Annotated in this window: 9 protein-coding genes; 7 read left to right on the forward strand and 2 right to left on the reverse strand. The window is 32.0% G+C overall.

Features of this window, described 5'->3' with window-relative positions; all coding sequences use genetic code 11:
- Positions 1-10: 10 nt before the first annotated feature.
- Positions 11-4,582, forward strand: a complete 4,572-nt coding sequence (locus ABNT65_RS01060; RefSeq protein ID WP_348746921.1) for an RHS repeat-associated core domain-containing protein — start codon at positions 11-13, stop codon at positions 4,580-4,582.
- 1,224 nt (positions 4,583-5,806) lie between these two features.
- Here the strand turns inward: ABNT65_RS01060 and ABNT65_RS01065 are convergent.
- Both ABNT65_RS01065 and ABNT65_RS01070 read right to left on the reverse strand, forming a co-directional pair.
- Positions 5,807-6,952, reverse strand: a complete 1,146-nt coding sequence (locus ABNT65_RS01065) for a hypothetical protein (RefSeq protein ID WP_348746922.1) — start codon at positions 6,950-6,952, stop codon at positions 5,807-5,809.
- Between the two features lie 125 nt (positions 6,953-7,077).
- The gene (locus ABNT65_RS01070) at positions 7,078-10,518 is read right to left on the reverse strand and encodes a methylmalonyl-CoA mutase family protein (RefSeq protein WP_348746923.1); all 3,441 of its coding nucleotides are present in this window, start codon (positions 10,516-10,518) and stop codon (positions 7,078-7,080) included.
- A 239-nt stretch (positions 10,519-10,757) separates the two neighbouring features.
- Between ABNT65_RS01070 and ABNT65_RS01075 the strand changes: the two genes are divergently transcribed.
- The 6 genes from ABNT65_RS01075 (at position 10,758) to ABNT65_RS01100 (ending at position 19,396) form a co-directional block, all read left to right on the forward strand.
- The gene (locus ABNT65_RS01075) at positions 10,758-11,849 is read left to right on the forward strand and encodes a helix-turn-helix domain-containing protein (RefSeq protein ID WP_348746924.1); all 1,092 of its coding nucleotides are present in this window, start codon (positions 10,758-10,760) and stop codon (positions 11,847-11,849) included.
- A gap of 124 nt (positions 11,850-11,973) precedes the next feature.
- On the forward strand, positions 11,974-12,135 hold the full coding sequence (locus tag ABNT65_RS01080; protein WP_348746925.1) for a hypothetical protein: 162 nt from the start codon (positions 11,974-11,976) through the stop codon (positions 12,133-12,135).
- Between the two features lie 178 nt (positions 12,136-12,313).
- Positions 12,314-13,165: a sterol desaturase family protein gene (locus ABNT65_RS01085; RefSeq protein WP_348746926.1), complete on the forward strand. Its 852-nt coding sequence runs from the start codon at positions 12,314-12,316 to the stop codon at positions 13,163-13,165.
- Between the two features lie 6 nt (positions 13,166-13,171).
- Positions 13,172-15,679 (forward strand): DUF5686 and carboxypeptidase-like regulatory domain-containing protein, encoded by a 2,508-nt coding sequence (locus ABNT65_RS01090; protein WP_348746927.1) that lies wholly within the window; start codon positions 13,172-13,174, stop codon positions 15,677-15,679.
- A 2-nt stretch (positions 15,680-15,681) separates the two neighbouring features.
- Entirely contained in the window at positions 15,682-16,305 is a 624-nt protein-coding gene (locus tag ABNT65_RS01095; RefSeq protein ID WP_348746928.1) for a DUF6134 family protein, read from the forward strand.
- 658 nt (positions 16,306-16,963) lie between these two features.
- A complete protein-coding gene (locus ABNT65_RS01100) occupies positions 16,964-19,396 on the forward strand; it encodes a fibronectin type III domain-containing protein (RefSeq protein ID WP_348746929.1) in 2,433 nt (810 codons plus the stop codon).
- Positions 19,397-19,398: the final 2 nt, after the last annotated feature.

Here is a 19,398-nt window from a genome sequence, read left to right on the forward strand (position 1 = left end):
CTAAGAAAAAATGAAAAGTCAAAATAAATATAACATCGTTTTAATCTTAGTAATTTCATTACTGAGTTATACTGTTAAAGCTCAAGATATTTGTGATGTAGAAAATACCAGATGGTATTGGCTTGATGCAGATTGTGACGGTATTGGAACTAAAAGAGGCGCCTGTAAAATAGATAGAGGAGAAAGTTTTTCAGAAAATGGAGTATGTTATACAACTACTCCAGGAAAAGATTGTAATGATAATAACAGAGAATTACCTAAACGTTGGTACATTGATGCAGATGGAGATGGAGAAGGTGATCCTGACAAGCCAAGTTCAATAGGTTGTGAACCTCCCACAAATACTTCTTATACATATGTAGATAGTGGTAACGACTGTGATGACGACAATCCAAACGTTCAAATGAGAGCTTGGTATATTGATAAGGATAAAGATAACAAAGGAGATATAAACTCTGCTCCCATAAGGAGGTGTAAAAACCCTTCTTCTGATGTAACGAAATATGTTACTAATAATGAAGACTGTTTTGATAGTGATCCTAATAAATATCAAAAGGTTTGGTATCTTGATACTGATGGTGATGGTTTTGGAGAAGAGGGAAATACCAAAAATAGCTGTACTAGGCCAGGGAAAAATTATTATGAAACCCCTAATGATCAATGTCCAGGGCTTTATGGAGGTCCTTTATTTAAAGGATGTCCAGCTCCTACAGAGGAGGTTGATGAACCTTGGAATACAATTCGTGTTACAGGATATGATGTAAACGAGAAAAAAATATCAGGAAGTAAGTCCTATTACAATTGTTTAGGGAAAATTGTTCAAGTTCAATCCAGAGACTATAAAAGGAATAAAACTTGGGCTTCCCATACCTTGTATGATAGTCAAGGTCGCCCAGCTTTACAAACATTATCAGCACCAACTAATCAAGGAGAGTTTTTCCCTTATCAATTTTATTTTAAAGAAGATTTTATTCAAAAATCTGATGGAATTCAATTTTCTGCTGCGGATTTCGAAAACAATACTGAAAATCCATCTGCAGTAGGCACAACCAAAAACTCCTTAGGTTGGTATTATAGTACATTAAATACTGATGAGCCTTACCAAGATATCACGGATCGTCCTTATGCTCGTACTATCTATAGTGAGTTAAATCCAGGTAGTACTTTAAAAACCATAGGAGGTAATAAAATGAACGGGCAATGGAGACATGGGTATTCCTTTACAATGCCTGCAGGACAAGAGCTAACTCAAACTGTTGCTTTTGGTGATAATAAATACGATGGTTATCATTACAAAATTATAAAAACAGTAAGTAGAAATTTACATGGCGTTGAAAACGTAGTGTTTAGTGATGCAGAAGGAAACGTTTTAGCAGCTGCCCGTAGTGGTAAAGAAGAAGGAAGTATCGAAAACACAAGAACAGCATCTATTCTAATAGGAGAGCAAGGTTATGTAGATATTCATATTCCTGTAGGTAGGAAAGGAATTTCTGTTGTTGGACACTCTGGTACCAATAGTAGTTCTTATTATATATACGATTTAATTACAGAAAAGGAAGTAAACACTAGCTTTTCAGAATTATCAAATGGATTTTACCGTATAGCTGTTCGAAACATGGATCGCTTTATTCCAAATCAAACTGATGTTACTTATCCAGAAAACTATTATGACTATAGTTTAAATCATTACGATAAAGCAGGACGATTATTAAAGTCTGAACAACCTTTAAAAGATGCTAACGGAAAAAAGTTAGCCAGTACATTTACCTATAACTCTTTAGGACAATTAGAAACCACTACAAGTCCAGACGAAGGACAAGCTTGGTTTTTATATCGTAAAGATGGACAAATTCGTTTTTCAACCAACACCAAGCAATGGAAAAACAAAGAATTATCTTATACCAATTATGATAAACGTGGTAGACCTATTGAAAGTGGTGTGTATACAGATAATGATTTGGCTTTCCTTAAAACATATACTCCTAATGGCTCTAATCCTTTTGTAAATATTCCTAAAGATGTAATTGAAGGTTTAGATACCTCCTATTTTTTAAGTGATGATTATAAAGAAACACATTACACATTTTATGATATACCTAACAATTTAGATATAGCCAATGCATTTGGAACTGAAGCAAGAAAAACGAATTATGCAAGACAGTCTTTTGTAGCAGGGAATGTAGCTAAAACATCTAATGCAGAGACAACTACTTGGTATAGTTATGATATTTATGGAAGGGTACAATGGATAGTACAGCAAATAGCAGGATTAGCAGAAGTAAAAACTATCGATTATGAATATGATCCTATAAATGGTCAAGTAATCAAAGTATACTTTCAGAAAGGACATGCTACCGAACAATTTATTCATCGTTATACTTATGATCAAGATGACTATAGCTTAGTGAAAGTAGAAACCTCTACCAATGACACCAACTATACAGAACATGCACGATACGACTATTACGAAACAGGAGCCTTAAAGCGTGTTAATTTAGCAGAAGGTTTACAAGGAATCGATTATGTATATAACCTACAAGGTGCATTAAAAGGAATTAATCATCCTAATTTGATTGGAAGTGATCCAGGAATTGATGGGAATGATCTTTTTGGAATGACTATTAATTATTACAATGGAGATTATGCCCGATCTGGAAATACACCTCGTTATGTGCCAACCTCAGATAAAGGAATAGATCAATACAATGGGAATATAAAATCGGTTACATGGAGCACCAAAGATCAAACTAATAAAGATAGTTATTATTATGCCTATAATAAAAATAACTGGTTAACCAATGCTTATTTTAATCATGAAGGAGGAACAGAAATGATTAATTATAAGGATGTTGAAAGTTTTTCAACTCCAGTTCCTTCGGGAGAAACTCAAAAGCAACGTGCTAAACAAAAAATCAAATGGTTGCCTGGGTTTAAAGTAACGCAAGGTACCTATGTAAATGCAAAAACGGTTTCAAGTTCAGTTGAAGCTTCAGATAAAGATTATGATGTATCCAATATTACCTATGATGCTAACGGAAATATCCAAACCTTGCAACGTAATAAACTGACTGAAAATGGTAGTAATGCAATGGATAAACTATCATACACCTATAAGGCAGATAAACCGAATCAATTACTACGTGTAGAAGATGCCGTTACTGAAAATACCAATGCAAATGATATAAAAACCCAAACTGGTGAGAATTATAAATATAACGACATTGGGCAATTAATAGAAGATCATGAAAATGTAACAGTAGCGGATCCTAATGCTATTGTAAGGTATACATACAATGCGAGCGGTTTAGTTACCGAAGTTACCAAAGGGAATATCCCTGTCGTAAAATTCTTTTACAACGATAAAAACCACAGAGTACGTAAAGAATCGTATCAGCCAGAAACTGGAACATTAAATTATACCGAACATTATGTACGAGATGCTGCGGGAACAGCTATGGCAATTTATCGTAATGGACAGGTTATTGAAAACACCATTTATGGAGCTAGCCGTCTAGGCGTTAGAAAAACAGACGGTAACCATTTTTATCAACTTACCGACCATTTAGGAAATGTACGTGCCGTAGTAGGTAAAAATGCTCAAGGACAAGCTATGGCGTTAACTAGCGCTACGGATTATTATCCTTTTGGAATGCCAATGCCTGGTAAACAAATAGTAAACGGAGAACCGTATAGATATGCCTATCAAGGACAAGAAAAAGATCCTGAAACTGGAAAAGAAGCTTTTCAATTACGTTTATGGGATGCCAGAATTGGACGTTGGTTAACTACAGATCCCTATGGACAATATAGTTCTCCTTATTTGGGCATGGGGAATAACCCTATTACTAGAATTGATCCGGATGGTGGTACTGACTGTGTAGATTCTGAAGGGAATAAAATATCTTGTGACTCTCAAAATCAAACATATACTAATGCCACTAATAAATTAGATGAAGTCTGGATTTCTAACAAATTTAAAAGTAAAGAAGATTGGCTTAACAGTATGTACTGGAGATCATATTGGAGTGGTTTTTCTGATAACTTTAATGCTGGGTGGTACAACTGGGATCCTGACGGATTAGGTAATTTTTTAATGAAATCCGCTTTTTATGGGATTAGTACTCCTATGGTTTCAGGAGTTGGAGCTTCAACAGGAGTTTTGAGATTAGGAATTAATGGTGTTAGAACAGGATTAGGTAATTTAGCAGTAGATGTTGGTAGCCAGACTTTAGGACAATTAAGCAATAATGGTAGTGTGTCTTTTGGACAATATAATATTGTGAGTTTTGGAACTTCATTTTTAATTAATGGAAATGTATCAAGTATTTTATCAGCTACAACTAGTTATACACTTGATGGAGGCTATACATATTTAGGTAATGGTATTAACATAACTGATGTTGGTGTTTCTCTTTTAGTAGGTGATATTAAAGGCCAGATTCATAATAAAGCAACAGACTTTATTAGTAATTATAATTTCACACAATTACAAAAAGGCCTCCTTATGAAGGGACTTGAAATTAATACAGGAATAATAGGAGGGCAAATAGAAAATCAATTAAAAAATTTAATTAAAGATTAAAAAAACTCAGATGGCGCCCGAATAATAGTTAAAACGAACTGGTTAGTGCTCGATTCCCCAGATGGCGCCCGAATAAAAATTAAAACGAAACGGTTAGTGCTCGATTCTATCGAGTACCGATTATGAGTAAGCAACAATAACCATAAAACTACCTTACAATAATAAAGTATAAGGTAGTTTTTTGTTTAAAATGAATATAGTTTGAAAAGAACACTCGACGGAGTAGAGCGCCAACCTACAAAAAAATTAAAATTAGTGGCTAGTGGCTCGACGCTGTCGAGTACCGATTATGAGTAAGCAATAATAACTATAAAACTACCTAGCAATAATAAAGTATAAGGTAGTTTTTTGTTTAAGAGGAATATAGTGAAAATAACACTCAACAGCGTCGAGCCCCAGATGGCGCTCGAATAATACTTAAAACGAACTGGTTAGTGCCCCCTGATGGCGCCCGAATAAAAATTAAAACGAAACGGCTAGTGCTCGACTCTGTCGAGTACCGACTACGAGTAAGCTACAACAATAACTATAAAACTACCTTGCAATAATAAAGTGTAAGGTAGTTTTTTGTTTAAAATAAATATAGGTTGAAAACAACACTCGACGGAGTCGAGCGCCAACCTTCAAAAAAATAAAAAGTAATGATTAGAATACCCCTGATGGCGCCCGAATAAAAATTAAAACGAAACGGTTAGTGCTCGATTCTATCGAGTACCGACTACGAGTAAGCTACAACAATAACTATAAAACTACCTTACAATAACAAGTAAGGTAGTTTTTTGTTTAAAATGAATATAGTTTGAAAAGAACACTCGACGGAGTAGAGCGCCAACACCTGATGGCGCCCGAATAATACTTAAAACGAACTGGTTAGTGCTCGACCCCAGATGGCGCCCGAATGAAAATTAAAACGAAACGGTTAGTGCTCGATTCTATCGAGTACCGATTATGAGTAAGCAACAATAACCATAAAACTACCTTACAATAATAAAGTATAAGGTAGTTTTTTGTTTAAGAGAAATATAGTGAAAATAACACTCGACAGAGTCGAGCGCCAACTCATAAAAAATAAAAAGCAGTGGTTAGGGCAGTTTCGGAGCTTTCCGATTTGATACGTACGGTGTAGGGATGGTTTTGGAGTTTTCCAATTTGATACGTACGGTGTAGGGACGGTTTTGGAACTTTCCAATTAGATGAGAAAAGTGTTAGTAGTTATAAAGAATTTTACTGTCTCCAAGCAATTTCTAACATTACTTGAGGATAATCAATACTAGTTCCGTTTAAAAAACATTGTAAAAAGTCTCCTTCATTAAAATCAATATTAATAGTAGTATCATGATTTCCTTGACTATTGGTTACGGTAATAGAAGTAATTACAGTAGCAGTATCATTTTTTCGGATTTCTACAGTGTACGTCTGATTGATGTTTCCTTGTACAGAAATAGCGGTAATCGTTCCATTTCTAATCATACGCCATCCTGTGTTGTTAGATTGCGCACCATTAATTTGTCGTAAATATTGATTGGTAGTATTATTGCTATTTCTTCCCCAAAATACATTAAACCGATCTACACTTAACCATTTACTTCTAGTTGCATCAAAAGCATGTAGTAAACCATTATTGGCTACAAAAAATTCGCCATTATTGGTTCCTGTAGGAGTAGAAGTATTAGGTCTTAAGCGTAAAGGTACATTGGTATTACTATTAATATCTATATACGCTTGCGGGCTATCCGTATTAATACCTACAAAACCATCATTTCTAGTAATATTAAAAGTTTGATCAAACCAACTACCACCAGAGTTACGTGTGATATAAAAATTATCCGTATTCCTTCTTCCAAAAGCAAAACGAGGTTGCCCATTATTTTCAAAAGTAAAGGTGTTAAATCCACCATCGGTATCGTTAAAATTAATATCTGGTTCCGTACCTTCTACCCGAATAATTCCTATGCCATCCGCTAAATCTCTAACAATATGTAAAGGACTTGTTGGTGTGGGTTCATTTAAACCAATATATCCGTTGCTCTGGCGTATTCTTAAGTTTTCAGTATTGTTGGTTCTAAAAACTAAATCTATAGCATTGGTAGTTCCTAAAAAAGAAGTACCTGTAGCATCAGAATTTCCATTGAGTAACCAACCAGCGCCATTCAATCCTTCCCAGACTGTTCCTGTATATACAAATACTCTATTCTCTTCCGCATTATAAAGTATAGCACCAGCAGTAGCTCCAGTAATACCATTCATTTCTGTAGTTGTAGTTGCTGTAGGTAAACCTAGAAGAGCTCCAGCATCTAATTGACTATAACTATTTGTAATTATGAAGAAAAATAGAGTTAAGGTAGTCTTTTGAATAGTAGTAAGAAACATAATTTAAAGGTTGTACATTTTCGTACATAAAATATAAAAAAACTTTGACATGTACTGTAGAAAAGAAAAAACCTCACATAAAATTATGTGAGGCCTTATAAAATACATATGTAAACATTGCTTTATTACATATTTCTTCTGTATTGTCCACCTACTTCAAATAGAGCAGCCGTAATTTGTCCTAAAGAACACACTTTTGCAGCCTCCATTAAACGTTCAAAAATATTTTCATTTTGAACAGCAGCAGTTTGTATTTGTTTTAATTCCTCAAGAACCTTTTCTTTATTAGCCTCATTCAAATTCTCTTTGGTTTTTATCTGAAATTGCTTTTCTTCTTCTGTAGCACGAATTACCTCTTGAGGTGTAACCGTAGGCGATCCTTTAGAACTTAAAAAAGTATTTACACCAATAATTGGAAATTCACCTGTATGTTTTAACGTTTCATAATACAAGCTTTCTTCTTGAATTTTAGAACGTTGATACATGGTTTCCATAGCTCCTAAAACACCACCACGTTCAGTAATTCTATCAAACTCAGTTAAAACAGCCTCTTCTACTAAATCCGTTAACTCTTCTATAATAAAAGAACCTTGAATCGGATTTTCATTTTTTGCCAATCCTAATTCCTTATTAATAATTAACTGAATGGCCATAGCCCTACGCACACTTTCCTCTGTAGGAGTGGTTATAGCTTCATCATACGCATTGGTATGTAGTGAGTTACAGTTGTCATAAATAGCATATAACGCTTGGAGTGTAGTTCTTATATCATTAAAGTCAATTTCTTGAGCGTGTAAAGAACGTCCAGAAGTTTGAATATGATACTTTAACATTTGTGCTCTAGGGTTAGCATTGTACTTATACCTTAAAGCTTTCGCCCAAATTTTACGCGCAACACGCCCAATTACAGCATATTCAGGATCAATACCATTAGAAAAGAAAAAGGATAAGTTTGGTCCAAACTTATTAATATCCATTCCTCTAGATAAATAATACTCAACATAGGTAAACCCGTTAGCTAAGGTTAGGGCTAATTGTGTAATAGGGTTTGCACCAGCTTCGGCAATATGATACCCAGAAATAGAAACAGAGTAGAAGTTTCTAACATTTTTCTCAATAAAATATTCCTGCACATCTCCCATAAGGCGAAGCGCAAATTCGGTAGAAAAAATACAGGTGTTTTGTGCCTGATCTTCTTTTAAAATATCAGCCTGTACCGTACCTCTAACTTGAGCCAAGGTATTGGTTTTAATTGTTGCATATACATCAGCTGGTAGAATCTGATCACCAGTAACTCCTAAAAGTAATAAACCTAAACCGTCATTTCCTTCAGGTAAATCACCATTGTATTTCGGACGATCAATTCCTTTATTATCATACAACTCTTTTAGTTTAGCTTCAACCTTAGCCTCTAAACCATGTTCTTTTATGTATTTTTCACAGTTTTGATCAATAGCCGCATTCATAAAGAATCCTAAAAGCATAGGAGCAGGGCCATTAATAGTCATAGATACTGAAGTCATTGCATGGCTTAAATCAAAACCAGAATATAATTTTTTAGCATCGTCTAAACAACAAATAGACACTCCAGCATTTCCAATTTTACCATAAATATCAGGTCTATGTCCAGGGTCATTTCCATATAAAGTAACCGAATCAAAAGCTGTAGATAAACGTTTAGCTGGCATACCTAAACTTACGTAATGAAAACGTCTGTTGGTACGTTCCGGTCCACCTTCACCAGCAAACATACGTGTAGGATCTTCACCTGTACGCTTAAAAGGATACAATCCGGAAGCATATGGGAATTCACCAGGTACATTCTCTTGCAAATTCCAACGTAATAGATCACCCCAAGCTTTGTATTTAGGCAAAGCCACTTTAGGTATTTGACTATGTGACAGCGACTCGCTGTGTGTTGCTATTTTAATTTCCTTATCACGAACTTTAAACGTATAAATAGGATCTTTATATTTTTGAACTTTAGTTGCCCAGTTTAAAATAATTTCCCAGTTGTGTGGATCAAGATTTAATTTGATTTTGTCAAATTGATCAAATAATAACTTAATAAAAGCTTGATCATTATCCTGAACTTGTTTCAGGATCTCATCTTGGTCTATTCCGTTTTTTGTAAGGAAAGATTCCTTTACTTCGTTCGGAATGACAGATAAAATCGTTTGGTAAACACCATATAATTTTTGAGCTACTTTTTCTTGTGTATCTACTTTTCGGTCATAAGCTCTATTATTTTCTGAAATTTCAGATAAATAACGTGTTCTTGCAGGTGGAATTACAAATATCTTTTCAGACATTTCTTTAGTAATTTCAAAAGTAGATTGTAAGTCTGCACCTGTTTTTTCAACCAGCTTATCCATAATTGCTTTATACAGCGAATTCATACCAGGGTCGTTAAACTGAGAGGCAATAGTACCAAAAACAGGCATATCATCCATATGTACATCCCATAAGTTGTTATTACGCATGTATTGTTTTTTTACATCACGTAAAGCATCTAAAGCGCCACGTTTATCAAACTTGTTAATGGCTACCAAATCAGCAAAATCAAGCATGTCAATTTTTTCTAATTGCGTAGCCGCCCCAAATTCAGGAGTCATTACATAAAGAGAGGTATCTGAGTGTTCAATTATTTCAGTATCCGATTGCCCAATACCAGAAGTTTCTAAAATAATTAAATCAAATTCAGCAGCTTTTAAAACTTCAACAGCTTCGTTTACATATTTTGATAAAGCCAAGTTAGACTGACGAGTAGCTAAAGAACGCATATACACACGCTCATTATTAATAGCATTCATTCTAATACGATCACCAAGTAAGGCGCCTCCTGTTTTTCGTTTCGAAGGATCTACAGATATTAAACCAATGGTTTTTTCAGGAAAATCAATTAAAAAACGTCTAACTAACTCATCTACTAAACTCGACTTTCCAGCACCACCAGTACCTGTAATTCCTAAAACAGGTGTTTTAGCGTTTTTATTTTTCTCATGAATAACTGCTAAACTTTCTTTGGCAATTTCAGGGAAGTTTTCAGCAGAGGAAATAACACGAGCAATACTACCAATTTGTTTACTTGCTAAATTATTTACTTCTCCATTTAAGGTATCACCAATAGCAAAATCAGATTGTTCTACTAAATCATTAATCATTCCTTGTAATCCTAGTTCTCTACCATCATCAGGAGAATAGATACGGGTAATTCCATAGTCCATTAATTCCTTAATTTCTTCAGGAAGAATGACACCGCCTCCGCCGCCAAAAATTTTGATATGACCCGCTCCTTTTTCTTGAAGTAAGTCATACATATATTTAAAATATTCATTATGTCCTCCTTGGTAGGATGTCATAGCAATGGCATTTGCATCTTCTTGTATAGCACAGTTAACTACTTCTTCTACACTTCTATCATGTCCTAAATGAATTACTTCAACACCAGTAGCTTGAATAATTCGTCTCATTATATTGATAGCAGCATCATGTCCATCAAATAAAGAAGCAGCAGTTACAATTCGTACTTTATGTTTGGGTTTATAAGGAGTTATTTGTTCCATTCGTAAATTAACTTGAATAATAAGTCTGCAATTTACGAAAATCTTAAAAAAAATAAGTCTTTGTTGTAAATTTTAAAATAACATTAATTGTGTTTTTTAACTATAGTTTATAATTATTTATAGTTTTTAAGTAGGTAATAAATGTATTTTTATAAAAAAAATAAACAAGTATATAGTTGAGATATATTGTAACGTTCTTGTTTCAGATGCAACTTATAATGACAAAATTTTATTAAACGATGGACATATTAGTGCAAGTTTCGGTTATTTGTTATCTTATAACTGCTTTTTCAGGCGCAATGTTAGGTTTTTTATTTTTAACCCATAAAATAAAAAACAATTGGTCTAATATTTTTTTAGTCATTTTTATATGGAGTTTAGCGTATAGTTTAATTAATGAATTTTTGACAGACAGTGATGTTATTAAAATGATAGGAGAGCGTTCCTTTATTTTTAATACTATTATGTTTATTGTGCCCTCTTTATTTTTATATATAGTTTCTCATAGTAAAAAAAATGAGATTAAGTATTGGCTGTTATTGTACATACCTGGTTTGCTTATAAATTTATTGCCTGACAGTGAATTTAAAGAAATAGTATTGGCCTTGTTATATTTATTAACAAGTGTTCCTTTATTTATTTTAAGTATGCATTATTTAAAAAAATATAGAAAAGGTTTTTTAAATAAATGCCCTGTATTTGGTCATAAAACTTTATCATGGATAAGAGTATTAATGATAACAGTGATAGGTTTACATATTTTTATGTTTACTACTGAATTATTAATAGATGAAAGTTTAAGTTTAGATATAGCTACGGATTTTATTGAAAGTTTGGTAACATTTTTTATTGTGTATTGGTTGGGAGTGAAAGGATTTGAACAAGATGAACTTCAAAAAGAAAAATTAGTAGCAGTAAAAGTTATTCCAACACAAGAAAAAATAATAACTGAAGAACCTAATAAAGAAAAAAATCTATTAATTGAGGATAGTAAAAAATTTGAATGCCTCTGTAAAATAATAGAAAAAGAAAAAATTTATACAGATCCAAATCTAACCATTAAGAGTTTGTCAAAAGAATTAAAAGTTAGAGAAAGAGAACTTTCTAACCTTATTAATAATTGTACAAAAAAGAATTTTTATCAGTTTATCAATCAATTTAGGGTAGTAGAGTTTAAAAAATTGATAGCTTCAGAAAAAGCTACACAATACTCTATTTTAGGACTAGCTAAAGAGGCTGGTTTTTCTTCTAAATCAACATTTTATAAGTCTTTTAAAGAGTTGGAAGGCATTACTCCAAGTGAATACAAAAAGAAGCAAAAAGTGTCCTAATACACGTTTTCGGACTTCTTATTCTGCATTTTTTTAGAGGTTTGACGTTTCTTTGTTGAGTACTTTTCTAGTACATGTTTTAAAAAAGCTAATCAAATTTATTTAAGTATTAAAATTAAAAAAGATGAAGAAAGTGTTAATCATTTTAGGGGTATTAATTGTTGGAATTTTTTCAGCAAAAGAAAAATATGCTACAACAAGTATTTTTAGTAAATGCAAAATAAGTCATATAAAACCAAAAGAAACCAAGCAGAATATGTGGAGTATGCAATTAAATCTGATGTAAGGTTACTCAAATAAAATAGTAGCAAAAAGCTAAGTGAACTAAACACTATATAGCTTACTGCATAATAAATTAATATTTCAATAAAAAACATTCTAGCATTTCTTTAGAAAAGAAGTGTAGAGGAAGACTGTGCCTACACTAACCAAACTGTAAGTAAAAGTCATCAAAATAACTATATATGTCATATTTTTTAGAAAATCCATTGTTAATACAATTGATAGTTTTTGCCTCAATTATCTTATTTTTTTGGGCTTTAGAAGTTATTATTTTTTCACAAAACATAAAGGTAAAAGCAAAGCATTCCTTTTTAAATGCAAAGTTTATAAGTTTAGTATTACCTGTTCAAATGCTGTTTTCTACCATGGTTTTTATGGTAGCAAATTGGACCGTATCAGAACAATGGGGAATATTACAAATACTTCCATTAACGGAGTATAAATTACTGTATTTTTTAGTAGCGTTTATATGCATAGATTTTTTTGATTATTGGTATCATGTAATGATGCATAGAGTACCATTTTTTTGGAGATTTCATCAAGTGCATCATAGCGATATGGAAGTTGATATTTCTACAACCGTTAGAGAACATCCAGGAGAAACAGCAATAAGAGTAAGCTTTTTAGCTATCATAGTTTTTATTTTAGGAGTTCCAGCGGAATTTTTATTAATAAAACAATTTATCCAAAGTTTTATCAATTTAACTTCACATTCCAAAGTAAAACTTTCTCCTAAAGTAGATAAAATTGTTTCTTGGATATTTGTTACACCAAGTACACATCATATTCATCACCATTACGTACTTCCTTATACAGATAGTAATTACGGAGATATTTTAGGTATTTGGGATCGCATATTTTCTACGTATACAAGTATGGAGCAACATAAAATAATTCACGGAATAGATACGAATATGGATGTAGAGGAGAATAGCGATTTTAAAAGTTTAATATCTAGACCATTTGATAATAGTAAAGTACATTCAACAAACCCCGTATATGTTAATAGATCAAGGTTAAGGTCTGTTAAATAGTAACTTATGAAGAGTGTTTTGTTAAGGCTAATGTTAATAGTCTGTACATCGGTGATTGGTCAAGTTAAAGTTTCAGGTGTGGTGGTTGATGAAGATGATAACCCAATACCTTATGTAAATGTATTATTTGCTAATTCTACTATTGGAACTACGACGAATGATTATGGTGAGTTTGAATTAAATAGCATAAAAAATCAAAGTACATTGTCATTTGAGTTAATGGGGTTTCAAGAGAAGAATATTGCTCTAAAGCAAAATAAATCACAGTATATAAAAGTGATTTTGAATGAAGATTCCATGAATTTGGATGAAGTAATAATCGTAAAAAAACCAAAAAAGAGATTAAAAAAGAAGGACAATCCAGCGTATCGAATTTTACGAGAGATTTGGAAACGTAAAAAACGAAATGGATTGGATTTAGTAGCAAATTATGAGTATGAAAAGTACAGCTCTAGAGAGTTAGGTTTTGGAAATATGGATAGTATGTTTGTTAAAAAGGTACTTAGAAATAAATATGATGAAATGAAAGGGATTGTTAGACAGAATTATGACAACGATACTTATTATATGCCAGTGGAATTGATAGAGAAAGTAGAAAAAGTATATGGAAGTAATTCTTTAAAATTGATAAGAAAAGATATGGAAGCTTTGAGAGAAACGGGAATTCATCAATTAGGTAAGTATGTTGCAAGGGCAACAAATGTATTTAAAGAAATTAATGTATATAAAGATGAGATTCCCATTTTAGATAAAACCTTTGTAAGCCCCATAGCTACTTCTGGATTTGGAAGTTATGATTATGTTTTATCTGATAGTATTCAAATAGGGGAAAATAAAGAATATACCATCCATTTTTTTCCTAGACAAAAGGGAGATTTGGTATTCAAGGGGTATTTCAAAGTAGTTGATAAAAATTTTACGTTAAGTGCTATAGAAATGGAAATTTTAAAAGAAGTTAATTTAAACTTTGTAAGAGATTTAAGTATCCATAAAACATTTAAATTAAAAAATGATAGTATTTATTTACCACAAAAAAACACCTATAAAGGAGAGTTTACCTTTTTAACAAAAGATAAAAAAGAAAAGAGCATTTATCTAGTGAAAAAAGAAGCACACTCTAATTATATTTTTGATAAAAAAAGAAGCAGAGCGTTTTATGAAAATCAATTAATTCAAGTAAGTAAAAATCAGTTTAAAAAGAAAAAAGAGTATTGGCAAACTAAACAAGATTCTTTAGGTAAAGAAACTTTAGCATTGGTTTCAAAAGCTAAAACTAGCACAAAAATAAAAAGAGTTACAGGTACAATCTTTACACTATCTGATGGGTATTTTACCCCTATTACAGGTATTCAATTGGGAAACTTATTTACAACTACTGCTAGGAATGATATTGAAGGCCTCCGAATTCGATTAGGGTTTAGAACTTTTAAAACAAATGATGATCGATTTAGATTACTCGGTTTTGGAGCTTTTGGTTTTAAGGACAATATGTTTAAATATGGGTTGGAAGCAAGATATTTACTTGCAGCACATCCAAGAATAACTGTTGGAGCTGCGTATCTAAACGATGTAGAGCAAATGGGGTTTACTAGATTTAATGAACAAAACTTAATTCCACAGCCAGATAAAGGACCAAAAGCAGTATTTGTTAGAGGAGATAACTTCTTTCTTTCTAAGGTGAAGAAAGAAATGTTGAGGTTTGATGTTGAGGTTTTTAAAAACTTAAATATTGGATTGAAAATGGCTAGAGAAAGAATCAGTTCAGCAGATACCAAACGTTTTTCAATGGCGTTTTTTAATGAAAATAGAGGTATAGTTGAAGATAAAACTACTGATGTATATTCAGATTTGTATGTCAGTTATCAGCCAGGAAGACAAGTAGATGGATTTGGTGTGGATAGAATAATAGGACCAAAATTGCATTCAAAAATTTTAATTAATTATAAAAAGGCGTATAAAAATGTTTTTGGAGGAAATGTAGCTTATAGTAAGCTGTCTTTATTGTACAATCAACCAATACACATGGGGAAATTTGGCGTATTAGATGCTACGTTAATCATGAATAAAACTTTTGGTAAAACTCCGTTATCTGTACTCACAGCTGTGGCTTCTAATCAAACCTACTTTTTAACGCCTAATACATTTGCCTTATTAGACTATTATGATTACGTAGCAGATAGTTCTGTGGAAACCCATTTAGAACATCATTTCAATGGATTGTTAATGAATAGGATTCCACTTATTAAAAAGTTAGGTTTACGAAGCCTATTAACTTTTAGGACTGTTTATGGAAGCATATCTGAAAAAAATAAACGAATCAATAGATCATCAATTCGTTATGCAGCGCCAAATAAAAAACCTTATTATGAATATGGTGTAGGGATAGAAAATATTGGATATGGAAATTTAAGACCACTTCGCGTTGATTTTATTTGGCGTAGTGACTTTACAAATATTAATGGACCTATTAGTCCTAAGTTTGGGATAAGAGTAGGGTTTAAAACATCATTTTAAGCATGCAAAAAGTTCTAATAACTATTTTTTTATGGATACTATTGACAATAACAAATTGTTTATATGCACAAATTTATACCTATGATGTTATTGTTTTGGGAAAGAAAATAGGCAAAGTAATAACAAATAAAAGGCATACGCTTAATGAAATAATTTATACTTCTGATTCAAAATCAGAAGTATCCTTTTTTGGTAAAAAGAGAATTATTACAGAGATGAAAACTGTATACAAAAAAGGAGTTCTTAATACTAGTTTCTATAAAGTTACTAAAAACAATAAGGTAAAAGAGTTAGCAGAAATTAGAAAAGAAAACGAAATTTATTCGGTAATTACAGATGGAAAAAAAACAATTCATTCATCGCCAGTATCTATGAGCACTATTGTTTTAACATATAAGAAGCCAAGAGATGGAGAGTTAGTTTTTGAAGAAGTAGGCGGATATTATAAAAAGATAAAAAAAATAAGTGATACACAATTTGACCTAATTAGTGATCGAAGCCGTCATAGAGATAGTTATTATTACAATGAAAAAGGAATGTTAACCAAATGCATTGTGAGAAAAACATTATTTAATTTTCAAATGATTTTAAATCAAGAAAAAAAATTACCTACAAGTAAGCTATAAAAGCCCAAGCTTTACGTTTTTTTAAATAATTTAAATCACCTTCATTAAGATAAGCCTCTCGTTCAAAACTTAAATTTTTATAAGCCATAGCAGTGCTACGATATTTAATAAGTTTTATAAACCATTCTATTAAATAAAAAAGGTAGAAGAAGATAATCAGTAGTTCAATTTGTTGCTTTAAATGAATTTTTTCATGATTTATTAAGAATATATTGTTCTTTAAATCCTTTCTTTTTAAAAAGATAAAAGGGTATAAAGCAAGGCCTACAAAACCTTTGGGTACCATATGTTTAGAAACAAAAATCACGCGGCAAAAGTAAATATTTTATCAATGTAATTAATTTAAATGAGAAATGATAACATTAATAAAATATAATTAGTGTATAAAAAGAGAACTTTTTGTTAGTAAAAAGTAAAGCACAATGTTTTATGTTAACTTTATTAAAATGACGAAAAGGTTAAAAAATTTAATAATAGTTATGTTTTTGTTTGTAAAGTTACTTATATGATATTTTTGAATAGGCTTTGTTAATTTATTGTTAGCATAGTTTTAAGGGCTTACTACTAAATTGTTAATGCTTTTAACATTTTGTTAAGTGTTATGCACGCATAGTATTTGTGAGGATAAAAGATGTAGTTTCGACTAAAATTTTAAATTATGTCCCTTCAAAAACTATTAACCGCTCTTTTTATAGGGCTTGTTTTTACTTGCAAAGCAGGTAATGAAAAGTACCGTTTAATTTTAACAGACAACCCATCTTCTACCATAATGATAGGATGGAATCAAACTTCTGGAGATAGTCCAATTATATATTATGGAACCCAAGATTTTGGAACAGATTGGCAAAGTTACCCAATGCAAAAATCAGTTGACCGTAAAGTAAGTTATAAAGCAATGAATAATCATTTTGCAAAACTTAGTAATCTTAAAGCCAATACAGCTTACTATTTTGTAATTAAAGATTTACAAGGAGTAAGCAGAAGATTCTGGTTTAAAACAGCTCCAGATACCAATAGCAAAATGTCTTTTATAGCGGGAGGAGATTCAAGAAATAATAGAGATGTACGACAAAATGCTAATAGGTTAGTAGCTAAGTTGAAACCTCATGCTGTTTTTTTTGGAGGTGATATGACTAATTTAGATACGTTGTTTGAGTGGAAAGATTGGTTTAATGATTGGCAATTAACAATAGCACCTGATGGAAGAATGTTTCCTATTATACCAGCAAGAGGAAATCATGAACAATCAAATAAAGTAATCTATAATTTGTTCAATACACCTTCAACAGATATATATTATGCGCTAACTTTTGGAAAGAATTTAGTACGTAGTTATACATTAAATTCAGAAATTACAGCTGGGGGAAATCAAGTGAATTGGTTGCAGAACGATTTAAAGAACCATGAAGATATTGTTTGGAAAATGGCACAATACCATAAACCAATGCGTCCACATGTATCTTCAAAATCAGAAGGAAATGACCAATACAATAACTGGTCGCAATTATTTTATGATTATGGAGTGCGTTTGGTTTGTGAAAGTGATTCACATAGTGTAAAATCTACTTGGCCAGTAAAACCATGTTCAGGAGCTAATGGTTGTGATCAAGGTTTTGTAAAAGACACTATAAATGGAACTGTATACGTAGGAGAAGGTTGCTGGGGAGCGCCTTTAAGAGCTAATGATGATAAGAAATCTTGGACAAGGGATTCTGCTTCTTTTAATCAATTCAAACTAATATTTGTTGATACTTTTAAAATGGAAGTAAGAACAATTGTAGTTGGAGATTCTAGAAACATTCAAGAAGTACCAAATAATAATGTATTTGAATTGCCAAAAAACTTACAGGTCTGGAAGCCTTCTAATGGTGAAGTAGTAGAGTTATTTAACCCTAAGCTGCAAAATTCAAAACCAGACATTGTTTTTGGTGGCTTAACAAATGAGCAAGTTGTAAGTACTACAGAGGCAACTTCTATAAAGGTAATTAATAAAAAAATAAACGTAGGTATTGCAGCGGTTGAATTTAAAGTAAATGGACAGTCTGTCAAGGTAGATACTACGTTTCCTTACGAATTAGAATATACATTTTCTATAGGGAGAAATAAAGTTGAGGCTACCGCATACAACTTAGATTATTCAGCTTATGATGTAGAGCAATTATATGTAAATGCAGGAAACTATGCAGCTACTGCAAGCTCAAGTATTATAACCAGTAAAGATGATGTTGAAGAAGGAATTGATGCTGACGGTAAATTGTATTATGACAGTTCTGATTTAGAAATGTCATTTGATTACGGGTGGACTTGGTTTGGTACCAATCAATATGTCGGATTACGTTTTCAAAATATAAAAGTCCCTAAAGGAGCTGCTATCACTGAAGCGTATATTCAATTTGTGGCAGTTGATTCTCAAAGTAATGCAGTGCATTTAAGAATAGCTACGAATGATACATCAAATGCTAATGAATTTGGAACTGCATATGCAGTTTCAAAAAGAAAAAGATTAGCTAACCCAGTGTCATGGAGACCAAGTAGATGGCGAAGAGGAGATTTAGGCACACACACCAAAAGTCCTAATTTATCAAACCATATACAACAATTAGTAACTAAGCAAGATTGGAATTATGGAAATAGTATCAGTTTTGTTATTTGGGAAAATGACCACTCAAAAAGTAGAAGAAAAGCGTATACATTTGACAATGATCCTTCTAAAGCAGCCAAACTAGTAGTTAAATATTCTTTTGGAGCAACTACAATGCGAAGACCAATTTCTAAAAATGCTCCACTTATTGTAAAAGAAATTACGGAGAAAGTACAACTTAAAAAAGAAAATAAGTACTTATTACCAGAAACTAAGGTATATCCAAATCCATTTTCTAATAGAATTATAGTAGACTTAGGTAAAGATTCACAATCGCCAATTGAGTTATTGTTATATGACATTAATGGAAAGTTACTATGGAGAAAACCATACGAAGCAAGAGAGAAGACCATCACTATTGATACTCAAAATATAGCTGAAGGAAAATATTTGCTACAAATTTACAACGTAACTACACAGAAAATAACTGCAAAACAATTAATTAAATAACT

Origin of the sequence: Tenacibaculum sp. 190524A02b (assembly GCF_964036645.1) — a bacterium.
In the GTDB taxonomy this organism is placed as follows: domain Bacteria; phylum Bacteroidota; class Bacteroidia; order Flavobacteriales; family Flavobacteriaceae; genus Polaribacter; species Polaribacter vairaonense.